This is a genomic window from Haladaptatus pallidirubidus (assembly GCF_020700235.1).
Classification (GTDB): domain Archaea; phylum Halobacteriota; class Halobacteria; order Halobacteriales; family Haladaptataceae; genus Haladaptatus; species Haladaptatus pallidirubidus.
Window position 1 is genome coordinate 478,587 of sequence record NZ_CP085302.1, and the last position, 22,519, is coordinate 501,105.

The window sequence follows — 22,519 nt, forward strand, 5'->3', positions numbered from 1 at the left end:
GTCAGTCGTCCTCCTCGACCGGTATTCCATCGGGTGTGGTCGGTGCAGGACTTGGTTCATCATCGAACGGATACCACGACTGTTTGGCATCGTTCAAGCAAGGATCTTCATAGCCCTCGACCTCTTCCGGCATGGCGAGTTCGACAATCGTCTCGTGGCCGGTGGCATCAACCCATTCGCGGAAGGTCTGTCCTTGTTCCCGAAGGGCGGCGAAGGCCTCGACGAGGTTGCGAATCATGCCCGGTACCTCGTCGGCTGGGACGCGTTGACGAACCCATTCAATGAATGTGGGATTCTCGCTAATCCCCCCGCCGACGCCGATATCGAGCGCCTCAACCATCTCACCGTCCTTCCGACCACGCATCCCTTGGATACCGATATCTGCTGTCATCGCTTGTCCACAGTCCGCTGTGCAGCCGGAGTAGTGGATCTTGATTCTGGAAACATCTTTGGGGAGATCAGTGTTGTCCCGAAGCCAACGCAGCAAACGGGCCATCCGTGCCTTCGTCTCCGTTAACGCGAGAGAGCAGAACTCTGTGCCTGTACAGGCTATCGCCCCACGGGTGAAGGGATTCGGTTCGGGCTTGTGTTTCTCCAGCAGCGGTTCGTCAAGTAGGGCCGCGATGTTTCTGTCGGGGACATCCATAATCAGCGGATTCTGCCGACGAGAGAGCCTGACTTCCCCGGAACCATATGTTTCGGCAAGGTTAGCCAATTCAATCGCCTCCTCTGCAGGGAGCCGACCGACCGGCACCGAGAGACCAACATAATTTATCCCGTCTTTCTGGTCGTAGACGCCGACGTGATCATGTGCGCCACGCTGTGTGGGACGGCCGGCGTTGTAAGTATACTCTCCCCGGAAGTTCGTACCGGCGTGTTCGAGGTCGAAGTCAAGACGCTCGTCAAGTGCCTTGCGGACTGCGTCAGTACCCCACTCATCGACGAAGAAGCGAGCACGGTTCTTTGAGCGGTTCTGACGATTCCCTTCCGTGTGATACAGTTCGACGAAGGCCCTGACCGTCTCGTATGCTCTCTCCGGGCGGACGAACAGGTCGAGTGACCGAGCGCGACGTGGCTCGCGTCCGCCAAGGCCACCACCGACACGAACGTTGAATCCCTTGACTTCCTCGTCGCCAATGAACTTGTGAGCGGGTTCGAGTCCGATATCATTGATTGAGTCTTGGGCGCAGCCTTGGCGACATCCAGTGACGGAGATATTGAACTTCCGAGGCATGTTACAGAGCTCATCGTCATCACGGATGCCTGCCTGAATTTCATCGAGTAACTCTCGACTTTCGGCGTACTCATCAGCCTTTCCTGCAACTGGACAGCCGGATATATTGCGCATAGTGTCCCCTCCTGAGGAACGCGTACTGACACCGACTGCTTCGAGCTGCTCCCAGATCTCTGGGATATCTTCGAGATTAATCCAGTGGAGTTGAATGGATTGGCGCGTGGTGAAGTCGATCCATGCGTCACCGAACTCTGGGTTCTCAACGGGGCCGGTGGCATATTCGTTCGCTACCTTTCCGATAGTCCGCAACTGACTGGGTTCGAGCACGCCACCGCAGTTGGTCAGGCGCATCATGAAGTAGCTTTCCTGACCGCTCCGTTGGTGAAAAATTCCCCAGAATTTGAACCGTGTGAACCACTTCTCCTGCTCTTCGTTGGGGATAGTGTCCCAGCCATGCTCGGCGAACTCGAGAATTTTCTTGCGAACCTCATCACCGTACATCTCGGCTTTGTAATTTTCCTTTGTATGTATCATTTTCGATTTTTAGTTTATGAATGTCCATCTACTATTCTACTAATTGGTTGTTTGTAGCCCATATAGCGTATATCGATGAAAGTGAACTGTTTCAAAAGGCTATTGCTTATATGCCCTAATATTCTCACAATTATAACCGATATCAAAGATAGTAGCGGAAATATAGCCCAAATGGCTGTAGTAGTGCGAGAGAAATTTAATATATAATCTATACATAGGTACTGTATGGCAGCAAGGGATCTCTAAATAAATACTGTTTGAATCAATTATCCAGGTAATTAATCCCGGTTTCGACGTTTTCCCTGGATAACTAACTTTAAAATATGATTCTATGTTATCATATAGATGACGCAACTTATCGGAATGCGTGGACTCGCACTGGAACGCCAGTTTCGGCACAAGCGTGCTCATTCGAGAGTCTACTGCGAACTGATAGACGGATGGATAGCTAACCATAGCAGAGCCTGCGACACCGCCAGTACGAGTCCGACATGTCGGAGTAATATCTCATGGTTGAAAACATAATTTATATTAGAGTAGTAAAGCTCCCTCGGTCAAAATTTTTCGAGATACCGCCGTTCTTCCAGATACTGACGTGGGTCTTGTAATCAGCCCAGTCCGCCCGCTTGGCCTCGACAATCTTTTCGGTGACGTGTTCTCCCAGTGCCTCCGTAATCACTCCATCGCACTCGAACTCGTCAACCGCCTTGCCGAGACTGCCGGGGAGAGTCGTGATCCCGTACTCCTCGCGCTTCTCATCGTCGAACTCATAGATATCTTCACGAACAGGATCGCCGGGATCGTGTGGCGTGGTAGTCGCCCGACCCTCCTCATCCGTCTCAAACAGGAAAATTCGGGTTCGAGACCGAAGCTGACGGTGTAACCCATGCTCTGCTTCCGCGAGAACGCTCTTTAACACTTGCCGTCACCCTTGAATGGGGTGCCGTCGGTGTTTACAACGTCACAAATAAGGTGGGTGCTCGTAGAATCGCCGTTTGATTGCCACGCGGTACTGCAAGTGTCTCTGGGCGGGTTCGAGCCGCATGTCGCTCTCCTGGATTCGGATGAATCTCTCGATTGAGGAACCGCCGAACCAGATTTTTCTCTTTGAATGCTTTTTCGACTTGTGACGCTGGGATACTGACATTCTTGTCCGTTCCTGTGATGTCCGTAAATTGGAGCCGAATGATGTCGGCGTTGTGTGTATCGATGGCATCAACGATATCCTGTTCCGCTGTTGTAAGCTCGGTTTCTCTAACTGATGTTAGCTTCCCGTTCGTCATCTTTCTTGATAGTCACTGCTAAATCATCTACTATAAAAGCTCAATGGGTTTGTGCAATTCTTATTCTATGGATTACTCCTGGACATCCGTAAAATTCTATAGTAAGGAGATTCTTGAGGGACACGATGACGTACGAAAATCTCGACTTGAAGCTCGTAAATGGTCTACTTGACGACGGACGGATCAGCCTCCGGAATCTCGCCGAGGATCTCGACGTGTCGGTGACAACAGTCTCGAACCATCTTAGCGACTTGGAGGACACCGGTGTTATTCAGGGATACTCACCAAAAGTGGATTACAATGCAGTGGGCTACGATGTGACCGCCATTATTCAACTCAAAGTGGAAGGGAACGCACTCCCGGACATTACAAACCGACTCCGGGAGCATACTCAGATGATCAGTGTCTACGAGGTGACTGGCAACTATGACATCATCACTATCGGAAAATTCACTAACACCGATGGGATGAACAACCAGATCAAGACTCTACTCAGCGATCAAGATATTAAAGAGAGCAATACGAGCGTCGTCCTCAATGCTGCTAGCGAACATGAACAGTTCACTCTTGACATCAACGACTAAATCCCATACGTGAAGATTTGCGGGGTGACCATAGTCACCTTCACAGATTAGCCGTCAATCAGTACTGTATGATAGATGTCGCTGCAGAACTAAAGCATCGTAGCCGATTTTTAATTTCCTCTTTTCCCCGGTATAAGTGGCAATAATTACAGAAATATAGCTAGTATGTGGGTAGATAGAATCCATTCCTTGCGATATATGCTCATATGAGTAATTTTATACTGATGAGGGGAGATATTAGAACGATGCCGACTATAGGATACCTCAACTACGACGTGCTGGACGACCAGGGCTGGGATATGAACGACGATGACCTGTTCGACAAGGCCGCCGCCGCCGACTTCGACGACGAGGATTATGGCTCGCTCGACGTCAACGAGGGCGAGTACATCCTCGAGGCCGCTGAGGCGCAAGGGGCCCTTCTCGTGCCGCGCCGGTGCCTGCGCGAATTGCGCAGCCATCCTCTTCGAGGGTGAAATCGACATGGACATGCAGCAGATCCTCAGTGAGGAGGAGGTCGAGGAGAAGAACGTTCGTCTGACCTGCATCGGTAGCGCGGCTACCGACGAAGTGCGGATCGTCTACAACGCGAAGCACCTCGATCACCTGCAAAATCGTGTCATTTAATGTTCTGGTTGTAACTCTAGAGACAAATGAATTTCAGAATGGATCAAGTTCTGACGTTCAAACTACACCCCGTCGTTCAATGAGTAGATCAGAAAGGGCTCGCGAAACAACCTCGAAAGGGAACTGATAACGTGAAAATAGAGACAGGAACTGTTTACCTGGTTGGCGCCGGGCCAGGTGATCCAGATCTTTTAACAATGAAAGCAGCACGGCTTTTGGGAGACACCGACGTGGTGTTACACGACACACTTGCAAGCGAGGAGATCGTCGATCGAGCGGCGGCCAGCGCGGAAGTCATCGATGTCGGGAAGAGGCCGGGGTCGGACGGGGAACGGACGACTCAGACCTCCATTAACAACCTCATGGTTCAGAAAGCCGAGGAAGGGAAGGACGTCGTCCGGCTCAAAGGTGGTGATCCAGCAGTGTTCGCTCGCGGTGGTGAAGAGATTGAGCATCTCACTGCCGCGGGAATTGCCTGTGAGTTCGTCCCAGGGATCACGAGTGCTATCGCGGCACCGAGTATCGCAGGTATCCCTGTAACCCACCGCGAATACGCATCCAGTCTCACAATCGTAACTGGGCACGAAGATCCGACAAAGGATAAAAGCGCCCTCAATTGGAGTGCCATCGCTGACAATATTGTGGCTGGTGGCACGCTCGTCATCCTGATGGGCGTGAGTCATCTAGCCGACAATATTGACAGATTGCGTACAGAAGGCGTCCCTACTCAGACATCCGTTGCAATCGTTGAGAACGCAACCCGGCCAACTGAGTTCACGGTAAGCGGGACGCTCGACACAATCGTTAAGCAAAGTCGCGACGTCGGTGTTGACCCACCTGCAGTCACTATTGTTGGTGATGTCGTTTCGATTCGTGAGCAGATCGCAGATTGCAGACAAGACGAATCCGTCCCCCAGTCAATGCACTATCGTAACCAGATATATTCTCTAGTCTGGAGTGGAAATAAGAAGTAATGGAGTATATGATGAGAAAGTCCAGTACAGTCAACGATTAATTCGGCAGCGGGCTGCTCAACCACAACAAGTAGTTGTTCCATAGTACAGAGTACGGATCAAAATCTGATGATTTTTCATCCGAATTGGAACATAAATAGAAATTTTTATTAAATATATTGATATTACTGAGCGCATACGTACAATTCTCCCCAACGTAGTTAATGAAGCCATCCGATCTTCGATAATCCCTGTTTCGTGGCGTTTGCACGGATCGTAACTTCATTAACTAGCTACTGCCATCGGTAGACTTGCTCAATCACCCAAAAGGCATCCACCTAGTTGAATGTCGATACATCCGTCGTGTGGTGTTTCCTTTCCAGTAGAGGCGGCCGGGTTAGTGACTTGTCACGGAGGTCAGCTTCAATCGTCTTGAAGGAGTTACCCTTCCGTTTCTGGCGAAATTCAGGTGAACGTGAATGCCGTAAAACTACTGATGCTCATAGTCGTCATTTAGTTTGACAGAGGTCGGAAATCAGACGGCTTCCCGTCCTCTGTTGCCTGTCCGAACCTGATACGTATCCGATACTGGCGAGGTGAATATTTACCGTCGCCTGGTTTATCTGTATATGCGGCATCGCTGATTACATCGACGACGTCGTCAGCTGGTATATCAGCCACAATACATTCGATCTTCACCTTTTGATGGAGATCGACAGTGAATTACTCGCCACTGTCCTTTTTTGCAGACTGACTACCCCGACTATTTACATCCGTTACTGTGAGACTTGGGGCGCCAGCTTGAGACAGCGCCTCCTTTGCTTCACCGAGTTTGTCTGGGCGTACGATGGCGGTGACCAGTTTAATACCGCCGTCGTTCGGCAAACCGCCGTCCGTTCGGAATGAACCTCCATCCGTGATTGGATCTGTCCACCGAACTCGGGATAAGTATCGATGCCGTGTTCAGAGACATCGAGTCCGTCTCGTTCGTGTTTAGGTGTAACTCGTGCCTGACCAAGTATCTTCGCGATGGTGAATACGAGATGGGTCGCGACAACGGTCCAAATTGTAATTACGAGAACACCAAGCATCTGCGCAGCGAGCGCGTCAACAGTGAATCCCTCTGTCGAAACGAAGGAGAATGTGAGTATTCCCAATACACCAGCTGATCCGTGAACTGGAAAGACCGCACATACGTCGTCAAATTTCAGCCGATTTTCGACGAATTCAAAAACGAGTGGAAGTTGTATACCTGCGAGGAGACCGACGACGATACCGCCTGGCCAAGTGATAGCATCGGCGATCCCAGTAATACCGACAAGCCCTGCGAGTAGGCCATTAGCAACGTAGAGTGTGTCGACTTTTCCCGTTCTAAATAAGGCGATTCCACCAGCACCAAGCGTCCCAGCGGCCATTTCGAGCGTCGTAATGAGAGCCATGCGATCAACGTAGCTGAAATCGCCAAGCATGAGCGTATCACCTTCGGTAGCAAAAACCGTCGCGGCGGTTCCGACATTAAACCCGTACAGCCGTTGGCTACCTAGAGGACGTACTCGCTGCGCGCCAAACTGTGGAGTCTCACTGTATCGAACGGAAGGTCGAAATATCGGGCAAACGGGCCAGAAGGGCCTCCTCATCGAAAAGATTAGTGCCAATTCGTAGACAGTCAACAATATACGCTGCGAACAAGCTCAGAAAAGCATTCGCGCAGCCTCGTCGACGATCTTGCTTTGGAGACGCTTGCTCAGCGCGAAACTTAGCCAGCTGATCGAGCCAACTCAAAGTTATCTTGTACTGCAGTAGGAACAATAGCTTTCTTGTGTTGTCTTTTGCCAGGTTGTACAGAACACTATTGTTCATAAAACTGCAGTCCTCTTCGACCATACTATGAGTATAAGGTTAATCTATTTTCCTATAATGGCATTAATATACATTTAGCAATTCAGGGTTAGCCTCTTGTAGTCGCTTGGAAATGATTCACTCATGACCGATTACATACAGGACTCCGAGGATCAACACCTACTTGCTTCCCCAAACGATCAGCAATCCAACTGTGGTGTCGGCGTGGTCATGGATCTCGCTGGGAGTGAGAGTCATGATATACTAGCTGATGGACTTAATCTCCTCGAAAATCTCGAACATCGGGGTACAACCGGCGCGGAAGAGAACACCGGGGATGGCGCAGGGGTCTTATTTCAGATACCACATGAATTCTTCGCCGATGAGATACCAGTAGAACTCCCCCCGTCTGACGAATATGCAGTCGGAACTGTTTTCTTACCGAAATCAGAGACTAAGCGAATTGAACTTCAGCGCCTCGCTGAGGAAATGCTGGCAAATGAAGGGTTCAATATATTCCACTGGCGCCCCGTACCAACAAATAATGACGATCTCGGACGAACAGCACTTGAATCTGAACCAGCCATCTGGCAGTGTTTCGTCCAAGCCAACGATCATCTTGACTCACAGGTCTTCGACCGGAGGCTCTACGTTGCCCGCCGTACGTTGGAACAAGCGATTAAAGAGGCTAAAAACGACGGCACTGAGCGGTTTTACGTCTGCTCGCTCAATCGCCAAACCGTCGTCTACAAGGGACTGCTCAAAGGCGAGCAACTGTCGAATTACTTTCCTGATCTCCGCGACGACCGCCTCACGACGACGTTTGCTATGGTTCATGCCCGATTCTCAACCAACACCCTCGGCGCGTGGCACCTCGCACACCCATACCGCCGAGTGATTCATAACGGAGAGTTCAACACCATTCAGGGCAACATCAATTGGATGCGGGCTCGGGAGACTGACCTCGACACCGACGAGTTTGATCCCCAGCGTGTCACACCTGTGATCGCCGACCCTGAGGGAAGTGATACTGCCGTGGTAGACAACACTCTCGAACTCCTTTTACAGAGCGGTCGGGAACTCCCCCACGCACTTCGGATGATGGTTCCTGAAGCATGGCGAAAAGACAACCATATGAGTGCAACACGCAAGGAATTTTATAACTTCCACGCCTCACTGCTTGAACCATGGGATGGTCCGGCACTCGTGGCAGCGACCGACGGCGAGCGTGTCGGCGCAGTACTAGATAGGAATGGCCTCCGTCCATGCCGATATGACTTAACAACCGACAACCGTCTTGTAATGGCCAGCGAGGTCGGGGCACTCGACATTCCTGAGAACGAGGTTCGCGAACGAGGTAGACTGGAACCCGGCCAACTCTTTTTGGCCGATCCCGAGGAGGGCCGCATCATCCCTGATGCCGAGATTTTTGACGACCTCACTGATGAGCAGTACGGCAAGTGGGTTGAAGCTGAGCAGATCGAACTTGAGACTATCTCAGGTTCCACAATTCGAGATAAAGACAAAGATCTCCGAGCACTGCAGACCACTTTCGGCTATACGCACGATGAGTTGGATAACTTACTCGAACCGATGGCTAAGCAGGGAAAAGATCCAGTCGGGTCGATGGGTGACGATACGCCTCTCTCAGTTCTTTCGGCGTTTAACCGCCCGCTATTCTCATACTTCAAGCAGTTATTCGCACAGGTGTCGAATCCGCCAATCGACTATCTCCGCGAAGACTGTGTGACGAGCTTGGAAAGCCGTCTCGGCAGACAACGTAACCTCCTCTCTGAGTCGCCTGCTCACGCCCGTCAACTCGTCCTTGACTCACCGGTACTGACCGACGCCGAGATCGCTATAGTGAAAGACCAGAACGAGATTCCCGTTGAAACTGTGGATCTCACCTATCCTGCCGGCTCCGATCTCGAAATCGCAATTAAACGCATTCGGCGGGAGGCTCGCAAAGCAGTTGAGAGTGGAGCCGAAATCCTAGTTCTCTCAGATCGCCAAGTTGACGAAGGTCACCTCGCTATCCCAAGTCTACTCGCTACAGGCGCAGTTCACCACTATCTCGTCCGCGAAGGCCTACGAACTCATACTGGACTTGTAGTAGAATCGGGCGCACCTCGGACAGTTCATCAGCTTGCCTGTCTTATGGGCTACGGCGCAGGTGCAGTTAATCCCTACCTCGCGTTTCAAAGTATCGCAGACCTCGTAGCTGGGTCGGATGGAGCAGATGAGGAGAAAACCATCGAGGCATACATCCATGCGCTCGAAGATGGCCTGCTCAAGACCATGTCCAAGATTGGTATCTCGACGGTCGAGAGTTACCAGGGAGCTCAAATTTTCGAGGCAGTAGGACTCAACTCTGACTTTGTGGCTGAATACTTCGAAGGCACTCCTGCGCGTACGGAGGGCGTCGGCATTGAGGAATTAGAGACGGAGCTGCGTGAGCGCCACGCACAAGCCTACGCCGACGACCCTGAACCTGAACGGCAGGGAGAGTTCGAACATCGTTCAGATGGCCGACTTCACCAGTGGAATCCTAAGACTGTTGGCACGCTCCAGCAAGCAGTCCGCCAAGACGATTATGACACATACGGCGAGTTCGCCGACGCCATAAACGACCAAAACGGCAACCTCCAGACGCTTCGAGGCCTGCTCGAATTCAATATCGAAGAACAACAGTCGATTCCCATTGAAGAGGTAGAGCCTGTCAAGAGTATCGTAAAGCGGTTCTCGACTGCCGCGATGAGTCTCGGGTCGCTCTCCCCAGAAGCTCATGAGAATAATGCCATCGCGATGAATCGACTCGGCGCGAAGTCTAATACAGGAGAGGGTGGTGAACCCCCCGAACGATTCGGGACTGAGAAGGAATGCAACGTCAAACAAGTTGCCTCCGGACGATTCGGGGTCACCAGCACCTATCTCTCGAGTGCTGAGGAGCTTCAAATCAAGATGGCCCAGGGGTCGAAGCCTGGCGAGGGGGGCCATCTCCCCGGCAAAAAAGTAAACGAGATGATCGCACATGTCCGGTGTTCGACGCCCGGCGTGGGTCTCATCTCACCGCCTCCCCAGCACGATATCTACTCCATTGAGGATCTCAAACAACTTATTCACGACCTCAAAACTGTGAATCCCGATGCCGACATCAACGTCAAGTTGGTCTCGGAAGACGGCATCGGAACTATTGCGGCGGGGGTAGCAAAGGCCAATGCGGATGTCGTTCACATCTCAGGGCATTCTGGTGGAACCGGTGCGAGTCCGCGCACCTCTATCAAGCACGCGGGTCTACCGTGGGAACTTGGCCTTGCGGAAGCCAACCAAATGCTCCGAAAGACTGATCTTCGTTCGCGAATCCGGGTGAGTGTCGATGGTGGTTTGAAAACTGGCCGGGACGTGGCAGTCGCGGCCCTACTCGGCGCAGAAGAATATGTGTTTGGTACCGTCAGCCTTGTCACTTCGGGGTGTGTGATGGCTCGCCAATGCCACAAAAACACATGTCCAGTCGGTGTTGCTACCCAGGACGAGGATCTTAGAGCTAGGTTCCCTGGCACACCTGACCACGTTGTCAATTACATGACGTTCATTGCGCAAGAACTTCGAGAGATCATGGCCGACCTCGGCTTCAGTACAGTCGAGGAAATGATCGGACAGGTCGAGTACCTCAGACAGCGCAAAACTGATCACCCGAAAGCCCGTGGACTTGACCTTTCGGCGATCCTCACTGATCCCAACCCCGAAGGAGACGCCCGAACTAAGACCTGCGAACAAACCCACGAAATAGACGACCATCTTGACCGAGACCTGCTTAAAGCCGCTGAGCCAGCGATCGTGGATGATACCCCGGTGGAACTCGAGATCGAAATTAGCAACAAGGATCGTGCAGTGGGGGCAATGCTCTCTGGTCGGATCTCCGAGAAGTACGGTGAGCCAGGGCTGTCAGATGGAACCCTCTCATGCTCATTCCAAGGCACAGCTGGCCAGAGTTTCGCTGCCTTTCTTCAGTCGGGCGTAGACTTCTACCTCTCCGGTGCGGCCAACGATTATCTCGGCAAGGGATTATCCGGTGGACGCGTTGCCATTTCGACCCCTGAATCCGCAGGCTATAACCCCGCAGAAAACAGTATCGTGGGTAATGTCGCGCTCTACGGTGCGACCAGTGGTGAAGCCTATGTCAATGGTGTTGCGGGTGAACGATTCGCGGTTCGCAACTCCGGTGTGAAGGCAGTTGTCGAGGGTGTTGGCGACCACGGCTGCGAATATATGACCGGCGGTGTCGTCGCAGTACTAGGCCAAACAGGTATTAACTTCGCTGCAGGGATGAGCGGAGGCATCGCATACGTCTGGGACGAACACGGAGACTTCACGAGTAAGGTCAACAAGGGAATAGTACGGCTAACTGACGATCTGTCAGAGCGTGATGAACGCATCCTCCGCAGGCTTATAGAGAACCATGCAGCGTACACCGACAGTGCTCGGGCCGCAGAATTGCTAGCGAATTGGGAATCCGCGTTGACATCGTTTATGAAAGTGATGCCGGAGGCATACGAGCGGGCTGTGACCGAAGAGGGTCGTGAGGATGTACGGGACTCCCCACCACCGCGGGCGAGCGATCGAAAGAGTGAGAGGACAGTCATGACGATAAGCGGAACAGATTAATTGAAATTACCTTAGAGATTCCCCTGTGATCTTTTAACTCAATAGGGAAGGGGTTGGAGTCCGTCGATTTCCATAATCAGGTTTTTCCTAAGATTTCACGTCTGCTTGATCAACCGATTATTGACCATTACCATTACTGTTCTTCGTACAAGTAGCGCTCTTCTTCGGGTTGTTGAGTTGGATATGACGAGCGGTTGCCCCAAGGTGTACTGATTCCAGGGGATGGTGGGACAGTCCGTTTGTGCACCGTCTCAATGAATAGTGATGCGATGCGCTCAGCGGTATTCATATCAACATTGAGGGCATTAGCAGCAGTTCTAACTCGTTCACCTCGATCAACTATCCGCTGTAAGAGAGGATCAATAATACGGTAGGTGGCACCGAGATCCTCTGCATCAGTTTGTCCGGGGCGTAATCCTGCTGTCGGAGCTTTGTTGATGATCCGCCGAGGAAGTCCAATATGACTGGCTAACGCTCGAACCTCTGTTTTGTACAGATCACCGAGTGGATATAGATCGGCGCCACCATCTCCATATTTAGTAAAGTATCCAAGCAAGAGTTCAGATCGATTCGCCGTCCCACAGACAAGCCGAGACTGTGCATTTGCCGCATAGTACGTACAGACCATCCGTAACCGTGCGACTACGTTTCCAATTGAATCACTTCTATCGTTAGTTTCAATTGTAGGAATTGTAGGAGTAACGATGTCCTCGAATACTTCGAGAATTGGTTGAAGTGGTATTTCATGAAACTCAATTCCTAGTCCATCCGCCATCGTTTGAGCCTCAGTCTGATGAAACCCATCAGTTTTCGTCCACGGAAGTCCCAGTCCAAGTACGCGGTCGCTTCCGAGCGCTTCAACCGCCAAGATTGTAGTGAGCGTCGAGTCAATACCCCCACTCATCGGTACGATCACTCCTTGTACATCCACGTCAGCGACTCTGGTTCTAATGAACGAGAGAATCTCGGAACGAACGACCTCTAGCTCGCTAGAACTGTACAAAAATTTCCCATCACCAACGCGAGGTCTTTTTTCATTGTTTGTGTCAATTTTGCTTGAAAGCATGGCCAAACGATCACTGTATTATGTTTTTTCTGTTTATTGACCTGCTATTTAGGAGTTCCCCTTTAATAAATAATATTACCTATGTCGATCGTCTGCGTATTAATCGATCAGTGCTATCATCCGAACCTTTCCACAAACCTATAAATTTATATATCATTATAAATAAAACTGTGTTCAAGCATCAGTGTTTTAGTTCGAAAGGATCTAACGTGGTGATTAGTTCGGCAGTTCTTTACGCCCTATTCTCACGCATGGCCAGCATGGGAACCCCTTAAGGCCGTCACAGTCGCAGTCTTCTGGGTCGGCATCTTTGTCGTCCTCCGAGGGGAAGGCCTCAAGCGTGCCGTCGTTGGTTGCGTTTTCGACGGCAGCCATGTGTTTGCAGAATACGTGGTGCGGGCAGGTGCAGGCCATCAGTTCGTTGGTTACGTCGTCGATGGAGACGGTGTATTGGTGGTTTGCGGGGTTCTCATGGCTCTCGGTGGTGACGTCGACCATTCCGGGGGCATCGACGTCGAAGGAGAACTGTTCGGCCTGTGCGCGTTTCTGTGCCGTCTCGTCAGCTTCAAGTTCACTAGGCGATTTCGTACTCATGGTCTTTCCAGACTGCATTTTGGAAGACCGGTGCCGGGTGCTGGTACACCCGGTGCGTTTCAACACGCCCGAGGGCACCGTTCTTCCTCCAAGTATTATGTAATACATGGCAATAAAACCATCGATGTACTATGTAGTGTATGGATTTAAGATGATGGATAATGAACTGACGACTACGATGACAAACGAGAGAGAACGCGATACTCGTGGTCAATTTGCTGAGGAAACGACTGACGATGATATTCTGACGGCGATGCGTGAGTCGGAGTTTCCGGCGGTGACCGCTCGGTGGGTCGCAGATACGGTTGAGATTGAGCGACCGTCCGCTCATCGACGGCTTGAAGAGTTACAGGAGAATGGAGAGGTTGAGCGTGGGAAGTTGAGTCCGCGGGTTGTTATCTGGTGGATTCCGGAGGAATAGCGGACGCTCTAATGTGTTTCCGCAGCAACGATCGTGAATCCCAGGGCAGTGGTTTCCTCCCTATCGGTTCATCAGTCGGGCCGAGCGGCGTTCGCATCGACGACACGTCCGAGGAAGAGCACGGGGTCAGTGGGTCGGTTGCGAATCAAAAAGCAGAATGGCCGATCAACGGTCATCTCGAATGGATGGAGTGCTGCCGATGACGCTCGTACCTCTGAGGTAGCCGCGCTCACAGATGTTATACACGCCATTTCATTCCTTTTCAAGCGTCCACTTGCCATCTTTTCAAACTACGCCCATTCGTATCTGTTGTAATTCTTGGATGGTGAGAGAACAATATCCTAGGCGAAACTATATACTCTTCCTTCTCGGTATAGGTTCCGAACAGGGACTGAGGATGAGAGACGATTTCAAAGAGGATTTTGCCCTCACGGAGGACGTTGCGTACCTCGATGCAGCGAATATCGGGCTCGTCTCGGAACCAGTCATCGAAACGGCGACGGAGATCTTCGCGGACATCGCCCGCGGGGGCACGAGGGAACTAAACGAACAACGGGAGGCGATGGTCTACGACAATCTGCGAGAGGAAAGTGCAGCCCTGTTCGGCTGCGCTCCTGACGACGTTGCCGTTTTCAGTAGTACGACGGAGGCGCTCAACGTAATCGCGTGGAGTCTCGATTTGGGGAATGGGACGATTATCTCGACAGACGTCGAATTCCCCAGTGTCACCTATCCCTGGATACGTATTGCCCGAACCCAGGATTTAGACGTGGTACTCGTCGAATCCGAAAACTGGATTGTTCCAGAGGAAACGTTGCTCAGTCGAATTACCGCAGACACTGCGGTCGTCGTCTTGAGTCATGTGGAGTACCTCACGGGTCAGCGGTTCGACCTCCAACGCATCATCGAACACGCGCATGAGATGGGGGCGATTGTAGTCGTCGATGGCATTCAGGCTGCAGGATACCTCCCGTTAGACCTCCAGGAGATGGGCGTGGACGTCTATATCACTGGGAGTTACAAATGGTTGCTCGCTCCCTTCGGTGCGGCAGTAGCATATATCGATGAAGATCTTCGGACAGACCTTGAGCCCGCCTTCGTGGGCTGGCGGTCAGTCGAGGAGATGTGGAATCTTGATGCCACGACCCTCACGTATGCACCCGCAGCACGAAAGTTCGAGTACAGCACGAGTGCCTACGACGTCAAACTCGCCATGGCAGAATCAATCAAGTACTTGCGAACGATTGGGATCGAGAACATCTACGATCACAATCGGGAGTTGGTCACAATGTTGCGCCAGGAAGTACGCAACATCGAAGGGACAGAAATCATTACGCCGGGAACTGAAGGATCTCGCCTTACGTTCTCCGTCGATGATATGGAGGGTGCTGAGATCGAACGGCGCCTCCAGAATCTGTCCAGGCCAATCGAGGTCAGCATCCGATCGGGGTTGATTCGGGTCTCACCCCATATTTACAACACGGAAGCCGACATCCAGTACGCAATTGAGCAATTCAAGGAGATTCTGGAAGGTCGCTGATAGCCACCGAGCGCAAACGAATCGCTATCGAGATAGTGACCTGACTATTGGTAGTGACGTGCGGCATCATCCTCAGTACTAATGCTGTGGTAATATCTATTGAGAATTGCAAAAATTATCGAATTTACCTAAACTACTGTACTTGCGATCATCCAGACAAAGAAGAGAATTCCTATCCAGAAAAGCAACTGGAGTAGTAGAAATAGTCGAATTTTGTATGCTGAATTGCTTGGCCCCATGGTACCAATGCACATTTATAGAGTATTTGTTATATACTACCACATACCAGTAGTAGGCAGCGACTACTCAGAGGCTTCGGGGTATGCTGATGATGGCGGGTTTTCAGGCTTCCACACGTTTTTGTGTCGATTCATCTGCTCAACTCGCTACCGAAAATGAAAAAAAGCTCATTAGAAAATTCTTGGAGGACATTTACCAGTTCACGTTCTATTTCTGATGTCTGTAGAAAGACCTTACGGGGTTATCGATGCCGCAATCTTATGTGGAACTGAGCAACCATGGCTTCCATCCTCGTCTGCTACGCCACTGGTGAAGGACAAACCGCGAAAGTAGCTGACCACATCGCCAACAGGCTCACCGCGAATGGTCGCGAAACAACGACGGTCAATGTGAAGGAGATCAGCACTGAGAAGGCGGTCCTCGCTGACTTCGAGTGCATCTCGGATTTCTAGCCACGTTGGTTTGGGTTCGTTATCGCCCATTGCAGTGGAGTATCGGTAATTGATTACTGTGATACCGGTACCAAATCACGATGCCGGAACCAGACATCAATTTCCCCACCATCGGTTTCGATGCGGTAGCTATAGGAGTCTAGTTCGCGCCCAGTCTCGTCTCCGAGATTGTCCTGCAGGATGTCCATGATGATGCCTTCTTTCCCATGGTGTTCGCTATCGGGATCAGTCTCTGAGACGTAGACCTGTACGTATCGCCCAGTTGGTAGGGGTCACTCGCAGAATTGAACGTATCTCCAACTATCATTGTCCCTCGGAGGTCTCGTCTGTAACCGTCAAGTTTCGTCTCGGGATGTGTGATGATGAGGTCAACCCAACAAGGATACTTCTGAAACCATCGACGAATTTCTTTAGATGAAGAGGTGACAAAATCGACCCAATGCCCGATCCTGAGCCAGACACGGTGCAACTACAATTCGACAAGGGGAGTCTCGTGAATCGGTCATCGGAGGATGAGACAACAAGTGACGAATACACCGCTGAACCAATCACGCCGGGTGACCGAACGGGGTTCACTGTCGAAGTGAAAGACAATGCCATCGAGGTAAACACCACGATCTCGGAAATCATCACGACACATGGTCGTACTCTCGACTTTGGATCAAGGGCCCATGCCGGAGCGTATGCAAGTCAGCTATCGGCAGGCGATGGGTCACTGCGGATTCAGGCTGCACCGGCAAACGACCCGCGCGATGTGGATGCCTATCTTCTTGCTGATCACACGCCATCGATTACGAAACCAGCTGCAACTGATGGTGAGACATGGACGTTCGATGTTGGTGCGAATCTCTACGGGGCGCTTGGCGAGGCTATTTTGACGAGCGCTCCGAAACCCCACGCTCTCTACTACTTTGTTCGGCAAGATCTGGAGGTCGATGATCGTGAGCTAGAGTCTGGGCTAGCCCTGGAGATCAAGAGTGGGAGGCCGATCTCGGTTGACCATCCAGACGGCGAAAAACGGTGGACACCCGACTGTATCGTTCGGGCAGCGGATGGGTGGGATGGCTGTGTGCTGGCGAGGTACTACTGTGAGATCAAGACCGGTAATGCGTCGTTCGAGCGGTCTCAGGGTGTGGTGATGGAGGAATTGACAGCACAAGAGCGAGTGCTGAAGATCCGGGTGAGGATTGAGGATTTGCCCGAGCAGTATTCACTTCGGATCAACGAGGTAACACCAGCGGAATGACTTTCTGGTTGTAAGACAGCACAGGACAGTCACCAAGAGCAACGAGTTCTGACAGTCCAGCTACCTGGACAGGAAGAAAAAAGCCGATGAGCCACGATAGTGGGGTGCCAACACGGGTGCTATACTGGGGGTGCCAATCGGAGAGACACCGAGGTATCAATGAATGTGCGAATGGAAGTAGTAAAACACTACCAGACTGTCCACGGGAGATGAGCGCAGCCAACCTTGAGGTGGAACAGAGGGATTCTGGACTGTCCATTACCGACCAGCACAACAGAATGTAGTAATGTCGCAGCCTGTGGGACTGTCATCCAGGTCCCAGCGGGAGATGGTCATATCCGGTAACGACGGGAGGGACTGTCCAGTGTGCTGTGACAAGTTGTGAAGTGGATGGGCATAGGCCAATGGACTGTCTTCCGTGAATCAGCAATGGGACTGTCACTGAGAGTGAGTCAATGGGACTGTCTATGGGGGCAAGAGTGATTGTGGAAGGAGAAAGCGACTCCCGGTAGTGTCCTGATGATTTACTCCGGAAATGTGGTGTGCTAGTAGTGGACTGTCAGGGTGGCTGGTGTAGACTGTTTGTGAGGCTTAATTTCACTTGAAAGACGGGGTGTTTCACGTCAGGGTGGGCACTGTTTCTGCCGGCCGACTGTCCACTTGGTAAATGGTCTATTCCTTAGTCGTTGAACTCGTCTGCAGTGATTGTCTCAAGGAATTCGACACTGGCATACCGATATTCAACGTCGTTTGTGAACCCATGGCTGGGAAGCAGTGATTCTGCAGCCCGTCCTGCTGGTTTGTCCGTGGTCAGCAAGACAACGGAGCTTGCTTGACCTGTGTCAAAGAGCTGTGCTACGAGGCCAATAAGTGCAGTATCCGTCTTTTCGATTGTATCCTCAGGGCGGTCCGTGTCGTTCGCAATAAACCGTCGAGCCGCATCCATCACCCGCGATACTCGTGAATTGGTGTAGTCTAGTTCATCGGCAATTTGGATCCATCCCTCCTCAACTCCCTCTTGCCAACGACTGTTGCTCGATGGATACGCTTCGTCGTCAGGATCGCCACCGAGTTCCTCATACACGCGACGAGGGACGAGCAGCGAGACACCAGCTTGTCGGACAGCGCGGCGAAGCCGTTGATACTTCTCGTTGTCTGGGCCACCACACCGAACGAAGACACCCGTGTCTGCGATGTACGTCGTCATTCGTCGTCAGAGTGGGCACGGATGACTGGTTCGAGAGCTTGTAAGATAATCTCGGCTTCGAGTGGCGAAAGATCCAGTTCGCGAGCCATGATTCGATGATTGACAGTGCCATCCACGAACTCACGAGCATACTCCAGGGCAGTTGCGAGGCCATCGATACCATGCCGGTCAATGTAGACGTCGATATCCTCGTTTTCTGTGCGGCGTGCGGCGGCGTCTACAAGTTCGTCTGTGATGGTTCGCGTCTCGCCGTCTGTCGTCAGTGTGAGTGAGAGTGATTCGGCTTCGAATTCGTAGGGGCGGTCGTCTTCCCGCTTCATCAGTAGTCCTGCAGCCTCGAGTTTTCGGACGTAGTCGTAGGCGGTGCCCTGCGGAATGTCGAGTTCGGTGACGAAGTCCGCGACAGTAGCACCGTCAGACCGGAGTGCATAGGTATAGATTCGCGCCAGTGTTGAATTCTCCAGTAGTTCGACCACTGTTTGGAGTTGCGCAATTGGTATCGAATTGGTGGAGGCAGCAGACTGTGCCATCGTAGTTATGAATTATGCATAACTCATAATAGCTCTTCCGCTTGGGTTGCGTTACAGTGGAAGATGACGTTATAGGGCGTTAGTATGAGCTACTAACCTACGCAGGATTTATACGCGAAGTAGGAACGATGGAACTCACTCACGCAGAAAGTAGTAGTCCGTGAAAATCTTCCTCGTATCTATTCCTTATCGCGAGAACCACTTAAACGAGAATTAGTTAATGACCATCGTCCTCCTCAACGTGGATTGACCCACCGCACTCACCACAGCTGTACTGTTCCGGGTTGCGGACGATTTTCGAGCGTCGATAGCGGGCAATCCGACCGCCGCAGTTCTCGCAAACAAGCCACCACTTTGGTGTCGTGAAGCGTTCGCAGTGCTGCGAAGTGTTGAGGCGGTCTGTCCAGCGGGTGAACGTTGCGCCGTGATCTGCCTTGCCGAACTCGTGGTACTGCCAGGCGTGAATGAGTTCGTGGCACACCGTCGAACTGAATTGCTCCCACCCGTGGTGTTCGTCGGGAGTCCAGGTCAGCGCAATCGTGATTGCCTCTGTTGTCGGGTCGTACTTCGTGCCTGCCTGCCGTTTCGCCCGGTGGGACACCTTCCACGTAATCGCCTCAACCGGCAGGTTGGAGGAATGCTCAGCCGCGACGTCCGCCGCGTGTACTTGCGCCCGGTCGAGCAGGTTGCGGTCAGTCGTCGGTGTCTCTGCGAGTTCGGTCGTATCTGCACACTTGGTTAGCGTTCGCTGGATAACATCGGCCAGCGTCGTTTGGCATGACACAAATGAAAAAGTGAGTGGGTTACCAGCAGTCGGTGAGTGCGCCCTTCCGGGTGGCTCCCGCGCCACAGTCCTCACACGTCCAGTAGGTATGGTCGACGCTGCCGTACTTGTCGTAGCCAGTGTACGGGCCACAGATATGCTCGTCGTCCGATGGGAAAGGCGTTGAGCGTCCTGTCGTCAGGTCCCCGTCGATGTAGACCGCTAGTTGTACCCCATGCTGTAGTCCGACATCAAGTTGCCATCAAACGCCGCGTAGAGCTGTTGTTCTGTGCATCAGTGAAGGGTGACACAGTAACTAGTCCCGTTGAGAGCGTGTCATAGAACGGTTCCCACACCTCTACCGCAATCGGGGAGTGCGTCAACGATTGGTGGACAACTAACGTTCGGAGATAGTGTATAGAATAGCGCGGTGACTTCTCTTCGGGGCTGGGGGGACGGAGATATCTTGTCTACCAACTCATCAGACACCACTCCTGCGACCGCCACCGAACGATACGTGCAGAGAATATATCCAGCATTCTTTGGTCCATGGTGTCATTTAACACTGTTGGGGTAGTAGATCAGGTAACGCTCTCTGTGTTCGGAGTTGGAACCGAAGGGGTGTCGAGAGAGATACGAGACGGAGGCTATAATGACCCCAACGGAAGGTTACGCTGATCGAACAGCCATCAAAGACTTCCGAGAAACGCTCCGGGGCAACCTGATCCAGCCCGACGACGAGGGCTATGACGAGGCTCGTACGGTCTGGAACGGAATGATCGACAAGTACCCGGCCCTCATCGTCGAGTGTTCCGGTGCCGCCGATGTTGCGAATGCGGTCCGCTTCGCCCGCGAATATGACCTCGAAATCGCGGTGCGCGGCGGCGGCCACAACGTCGCCGGCACCGCCGTCTGCGACGACGGCATCGTCATAGACCTCTCATCGATGCGGGCCATATGGGTCGATCCACGCGCGCGCACCGCCCGGGTAGAGGGCGGTGCCCTGTGGAGTGACGTCGACCACGAGACCCAGGCCCACGGACTTGCGACCCCGGGCGGCATCGTCAGCCACACCGGCGTCGCCGGGCTTACCCTCGGCGGCGGAATCGGCTGGCTGATGCGCAAGCATGGCCTTACTGTCGACAACCTGCTCTCCGCCGATATGGTGACCGTCGATGGCGAGCTCATCCGCGCCTCGGAAGACGAACACTCCGAGCTGTTTTGGGCGTTGCGGGGCGGTGGTGGAAACTTCGGAATCGTGACCTCCTTCGAGTTTGCCCTCCACCCTGTCGGTCCCACTGTGCTCGCCGGCCCCGTGTTCTGGGCGGCGGACGACACCGCCGCCACGCTGCGCTTCTACCGCGACTTCGTTCGGGATGCTCCCGACGAGCTTGGCACCGTCGTCAGGTTGGGAACCATCCCTCCCCTCTCGGTCGTCCCCGAGGAGCTTCACTGGCGACCCGGCGTGGCCATCAACGCCTGCTACGCGGGTCCGGTTGGGGAGGGTAAAAGCGTCCTCCGACCGCTGCGCGAGCACGGCACACCGCTTCTCGACTTGGTCTCCTCCAAGCCGTATGTGGCGCACCAGAGCGGGCTCGACAGCACCGTTCTCCATGGGTGGCACTACTACTGGAAGTCGACCGATCTACCTGAGCTGTCCGACGATTTGATTGAAGTTCTCGTCGACCACGCTTTCTCGACGGAGTCACCCCGCTCATACGCGGTGCTATTTCACCAGGGCGGAGCGGTGAGCCGCGTCCCTGGCGACGCTACCGCCTACGCCGGTCGGAACGCACCACACAACATCAACATCAATGGCGTGTGGCGTCCCGACGAAGATTTCTCCGAGTCGGAGACTGTGTGGGCCCGTCGATTCTTTAATGCCCTCAGACCCTATCGAGAGGGCGTCTACGTAAACTTCCTTGATGTCGACGACGACGCACGACGGGTCCGCGAAGCTTATGATGAGCACACCTACCAGCGACTTGCCGAGATCAAAGCCGAATACGACCCCGACAACATCTTTCACCTCAACCAGAACATCGAGCCGACAGGCTGAACATCTCTCGTTATTTGTTGAGATGGTAGTTTATGAACGGCGAGAACGCGAAGTTACGATCTATTCAAAAGAGTGTGGGGTGTTCAGATGAATCTGACGACAAGCGCGCCGTCGAGATCCATATAAGGGTGCCCGTAGCCACAGTAGGTCAGGCAAGAAAGAGTATAATCTCCTCGCCGAGAAGCCCTCATGGTGGCTGCTGTCGGCTTCGTCGCATTGTGTGGGAGTGCGAGCGGATGCATCATTATCCCACTCCCCATACCACCTCCCATGTGGTTTCCACCGGACGGCATCACAACGACGCAGTGGTTTGGATATCGCTCATTTGCCTCCTCCAGCAACGTGTGTAGATTACCGCTCTTTGGAGGCGGGATCCGCTGTTTGTTGCGTTCTTCTAGTTCATGGTGTTCTGGAATCGTGTTCTGAACAGTCGAGGGAAGTTTGTCAAGTGCCTGCTCTGCGTTGGTATTGAACGCAACAAGCCGAACCGCGGTTTCGCGGTCAAGGACGACCTGGTCATGTTCGTTTCCATCGGCGTCCAATAGAACGAACCCCCAGTGATAGGAACCGATATAGAGTCCGGTCTACGTCTCTATCACTTCCAAGCAGACCGCCGGATAGACATCCAGAAAAACCTGTAAGCCCTGTCGTTGCACCGATGGCGGCTAAAAAACTCCGACGG

Annotated in this window: 17 protein-coding genes and 4 pseudogenes; 9 read left to right on the forward strand and 12 right to left on the reverse strand. The window is 52.6% G+C overall.

Annotated elements, in window-relative coordinates; genetic code table 11:
• Position 1: 1 nt before the first annotated feature.
• Complete coding sequence (locus tag LIX15_RS23320) at positions 2-1,768, reverse strand: nitrite/sulfite reductase (protein WP_227777180.1); 1,767 nt, start codon at positions 1,766-1,768, stop codon at positions 2-4.
• Positions 1,769-2,322: 554 nt separating this feature from the next.
• Positions 2,323-3,051: pseudogene (locus tag LIX15_RS23325) on the reverse strand (glutamine synthetase beta-grasp domain-containing protein).
• A 125-nt stretch (positions 3,052-3,176) separates the two neighbouring features.
• Here LIX15_RS23325 and lrp point away from each other — a divergent pair.
• From lrp to cobA, 3 genes and pseudogenes are all read left to right on the forward strand, one after another.
• Positions 3,177-3,635 carry an HTH-type transcriptional regulator Lrp gene (gene lrp / locus LIX15_RS23330; RefSeq protein ID WP_227777181.1) on the forward strand — a complete coding sequence of 153 codons (459 nt, stop codon included), beginning with the start codon at positions 3,177-3,179 and terminating at the stop codon, positions 3,633-3,635.
• 245 nt (positions 3,636-3,880) lie between these two features.
• A pseudogene (gene fer, locus LIX15_RS23335) lies at positions 3,881-4,262 on the forward strand (ferredoxin Fer).
• A gap of 131 nt (positions 4,263-4,393) precedes the next feature.
• Positions 4,394-5,236 (forward strand): uroporphyrinogen-III C-methyltransferase, encoded by an 843-nt coding sequence (cobA, locus tag LIX15_RS23340; RefSeq protein ID WP_227777182.1) that lies wholly within the window; start codon positions 4,394-4,396, stop codon positions 5,234-5,236.
• Positions 5,237-5,750: 514 nt separating this feature from the next.
• Here the strand turns inward: cobA and LIX15_RS23345 are convergent.
• Positions 5,751-6,741, reverse strand: a pseudogene (locus tag LIX15_RS23345) (ammonium transporter); the annotation flags it as partial.
• A gap of 457 nt (positions 6,742-7,198) precedes the next feature.
• Between LIX15_RS23345 and gltB the strand changes: the two are divergent.
• On the forward strand, positions 7,199-11,719 hold the full coding sequence (gltB, locus tag LIX15_RS23350; RefSeq protein WP_227777183.1) for a glutamate synthase large subunit: 4,521 nt from the start codon (positions 7,199-7,201) through the stop codon (positions 11,717-11,719).
• A 133-nt stretch (positions 11,720-11,852) separates the two neighbouring features.
• On the opposite strand, the gene LIX15_RS23355 is transcribed toward gltB, so the two are convergent.
• Complete coding sequence (locus LIX15_RS23355; protein ID WP_227777184.1) at positions 11,853-12,785, reverse strand: NAD+ synthase; 933 nt, start codon at positions 12,783-12,785, stop codon at positions 11,853-11,855.
• A 216-nt stretch (positions 12,786-13,001) separates the two neighbouring features.
• A complete protein-coding gene (locus LIX15_RS23360) occupies positions 13,002-13,379 on the reverse strand; it encodes an SWIM zinc finger family protein (protein ID WP_227777185.1) in 378 nt (125 codons plus the stop codon).
• A 178-nt stretch (positions 13,380-13,557) separates the two neighbouring features.
• Here LIX15_RS23360 and LIX15_RS23365 point away from each other — a divergent pair, with 178 nt between their 5' ends.
• Positions 13,558-13,800, forward strand: coding sequence for a hypothetical protein (locus LIX15_RS23365; RefSeq protein WP_227777186.1), 243 nt, complete (start codon positions 13,558-13,560; stop codon positions 13,798-13,800).
• Between the two features lie 71 nt (positions 13,801-13,871).
• On the opposite strand, the gene LIX15_RS33770 is transcribed toward LIX15_RS23365, so the two are convergent.
• Positions 13,872-14,081: a serpin family protein gene (locus LIX15_RS33770; RefSeq protein ID WP_390184790.1), complete on the reverse strand. Its 210-nt coding sequence runs from the start codon at positions 14,079-14,081 to the stop codon at positions 13,872-13,874.
• A gap of 116 nt (positions 14,082-14,197) precedes the next feature.
• Between LIX15_RS33770 and LIX15_RS23375 the strand changes: the two genes are divergently transcribed.
• Positions 14,198-15,340: an aminotransferase class V-fold PLP-dependent enzyme gene (locus tag LIX15_RS23375; protein ID WP_227777187.1), complete on the forward strand. Its 1,143-nt coding sequence runs from the start codon at positions 14,198-14,200 to the stop codon at positions 15,338-15,340.
• A gap of 518 nt (positions 15,341-15,858) precedes the next feature.
• Positions 15,859-16,032 (forward strand): flavodoxin domain-containing protein, encoded by a 174-nt coding sequence (locus LIX15_RS23380; protein ID WP_227777188.1) that lies wholly within the window; start codon positions 15,859-15,861, stop codon positions 16,030-16,032.
• Positions 16,033-16,085: 53 nt separating this feature from the next.
• Here LIX15_RS23380 and LIX15_RS32965 read toward each other — a convergent pair.
• Positions 16,086-16,280, reverse strand: a pseudogene (locus LIX15_RS32965) (DUF8139 family protein); the annotation flags it as partial.
• Between the two features lie 191 nt (positions 16,281-16,471).
• Here LIX15_RS32965 and LIX15_RS23385 point away from each other — a divergent pair.
• Complete coding sequence (locus tag LIX15_RS23385; protein WP_227777189.1) at positions 16,472-17,278, forward strand: DUF8081 domain-containing protein; 807 nt, start codon at positions 16,472-16,474, stop codon at positions 17,276-17,278.
• A 679-nt stretch (positions 17,279-17,957) separates the two neighbouring features.
• Here the strand turns inward: LIX15_RS23385 and LIX15_RS23390 are convergent.
• The 4 genes from LIX15_RS23390 to LIX15_RS34045 form a co-directional block, all read right to left on the reverse strand.
• Positions 17,958-18,485: a PIN domain-containing protein gene (locus LIX15_RS23390; protein WP_227777190.1), complete on the reverse strand. Its 528-nt coding sequence runs from the start codon at positions 18,483-18,485 to the stop codon at positions 17,958-17,960.
• Positions 18,482-19,015, reverse strand: a complete 534-nt coding sequence (locus LIX15_RS23395; protein WP_227777191.1) for a DUF7437 domain-containing protein — start codon at positions 19,013-19,015, stop codon at positions 18,482-18,484. The genes LIX15_RS23390 and LIX15_RS23395 overlap by 4 nt, the downstream gene beginning before the upstream one ends.
• 217 nt (positions 19,016-19,232) lie before the next feature.
• Positions 19,233-19,865 carry a SprT-like domain-containing protein gene (locus LIX15_RS23400; RefSeq protein WP_227777192.1) on the reverse strand — a complete coding sequence of 211 codons (633 nt, stop codon included), beginning with the start codon at positions 19,863-19,865 and terminating at the stop codon, positions 19,233-19,235.
• On the reverse strand, positions 19,819-19,992 hold the full coding sequence (locus LIX15_RS34045; protein ID WP_497007442.1) for a DUF8118 domain-containing protein: 174 nt from the start codon (positions 19,990-19,992) through the stop codon (positions 19,819-19,821). Before LIX15_RS34045 ends, LIX15_RS23400 begins: the two co-directional genes overlap by 47 nt.
• A gap of 438 nt (positions 19,993-20,430) precedes the next feature.
• Between LIX15_RS34045 and LIX15_RS23405 the strand changes: the two genes are divergently transcribed.
• Positions 20,431-21,837 (forward strand): FAD-binding oxidoreductase, encoded by a 1,407-nt coding sequence (locus LIX15_RS23405; RefSeq protein WP_227777193.1) that lies wholly within the window; start codon positions 20,431-20,433, stop codon positions 21,835-21,837.
• 83 nt (positions 21,838-21,920) lie between these two features.
• Here LIX15_RS23405 and LIX15_RS23410 read toward each other — a convergent pair whose 3' ends face one another.
• Positions 21,921-22,379, reverse strand: coding sequence for a cupredoxin domain-containing protein (locus LIX15_RS23410; RefSeq protein ID WP_227777194.1), 459 nt, complete (start codon positions 22,377-22,379; stop codon positions 21,921-21,923).
• Positions 22,380-22,519 lie beyond the last annotated feature (140 nt).

What these genes read in the sequence shown, in the direction of transcription:
- lrp (WP_227777181.1), top strand. Translation starts at nt 3,177, where the DNA reads ATGACGTACGAAAATCTCGACTTGAAGCTCGTAAATGGTCTACTTGAC.
- LIX15_RS23365 (WP_227777186.1), top strand. Translation starts at nt 13,558, where the DNA reads ATGACAAACGAGAGAGAACGCGATACTCGTGGTCAATTTGCTGAGGAA.
- LIX15_RS23320 (WP_227777180.1), bottom strand. Translation starts at nt 1,768, where the DNA reads ATGATACATACAAAGGAAAATTACAAAGCCGAGATGTACGGTGATGAG.
- gltB (WP_227777183.1), top strand. Translation starts at nt 7,199, where the DNA reads ATGACCGATTACATACAGGACTCCGAGGATCAACACCTACTTGCTTCC.
- LIX15_RS23405 (WP_227777193.1), top strand. Translation starts at nt 20,431, where the DNA reads ATGACCCCAACGGAAGGTTACGCTGATCGAACAGCCATCAAAGACTTC.
- LIX15_RS23395 (WP_227777191.1), bottom strand. Translation starts at nt 19,015, where the DNA reads ATGGCACAGTCTGCTGCCTCCACCAATTCGATACCAATTGCGCAACTC.
- LIX15_RS23380 (WP_227777188.1), top strand. Translation starts at nt 15,859, where the DNA reads ATGGCTTCCATCCTCGTCTGCTACGCCACTGGTGAAGGACAAACCGCG.
- LIX15_RS33770 (WP_390184790.1), bottom strand. Translation starts at nt 14,081, where the DNA reads ATGGCAAGTGGACGCTTGAAAAGGAATGAAATGGCGTGTATAACATCT.
- LIX15_RS23385 (WP_227777189.1), top strand. Translation starts at nt 16,472, where the DNA reads ATGCCCGATCCTGAGCCAGACACGGTGCAACTACAATTCGACAAGGGG.
- LIX15_RS23390 (WP_227777190.1), bottom strand. Translation starts at nt 18,485, where the DNA reads ATGACGACGTACATCGCAGACACGGGTGTCTTCGTTCGGTGTGGTGGC.
- LIX15_RS23360 (WP_227777185.1), bottom strand. Translation starts at nt 13,379, where the DNA reads ATGAGTACGAAATCGCCTAGTGAACTTGAAGCTGACGAGACGGCACAG.
- LIX15_RS23375 (WP_227777187.1), top strand. Translation starts at nt 14,198, where the DNA reads ATGAGAGACGATTTCAAAGAGGATTTTGCCCTCACGGAGGACGTTGCG.
- LIX15_RS23355 (WP_227777184.1), bottom strand. Translation starts at nt 12,785, where the DNA reads ATGCTTTCAAGCAAAATTGACACAAACAATGAAAAAAGACCTCGCGTT.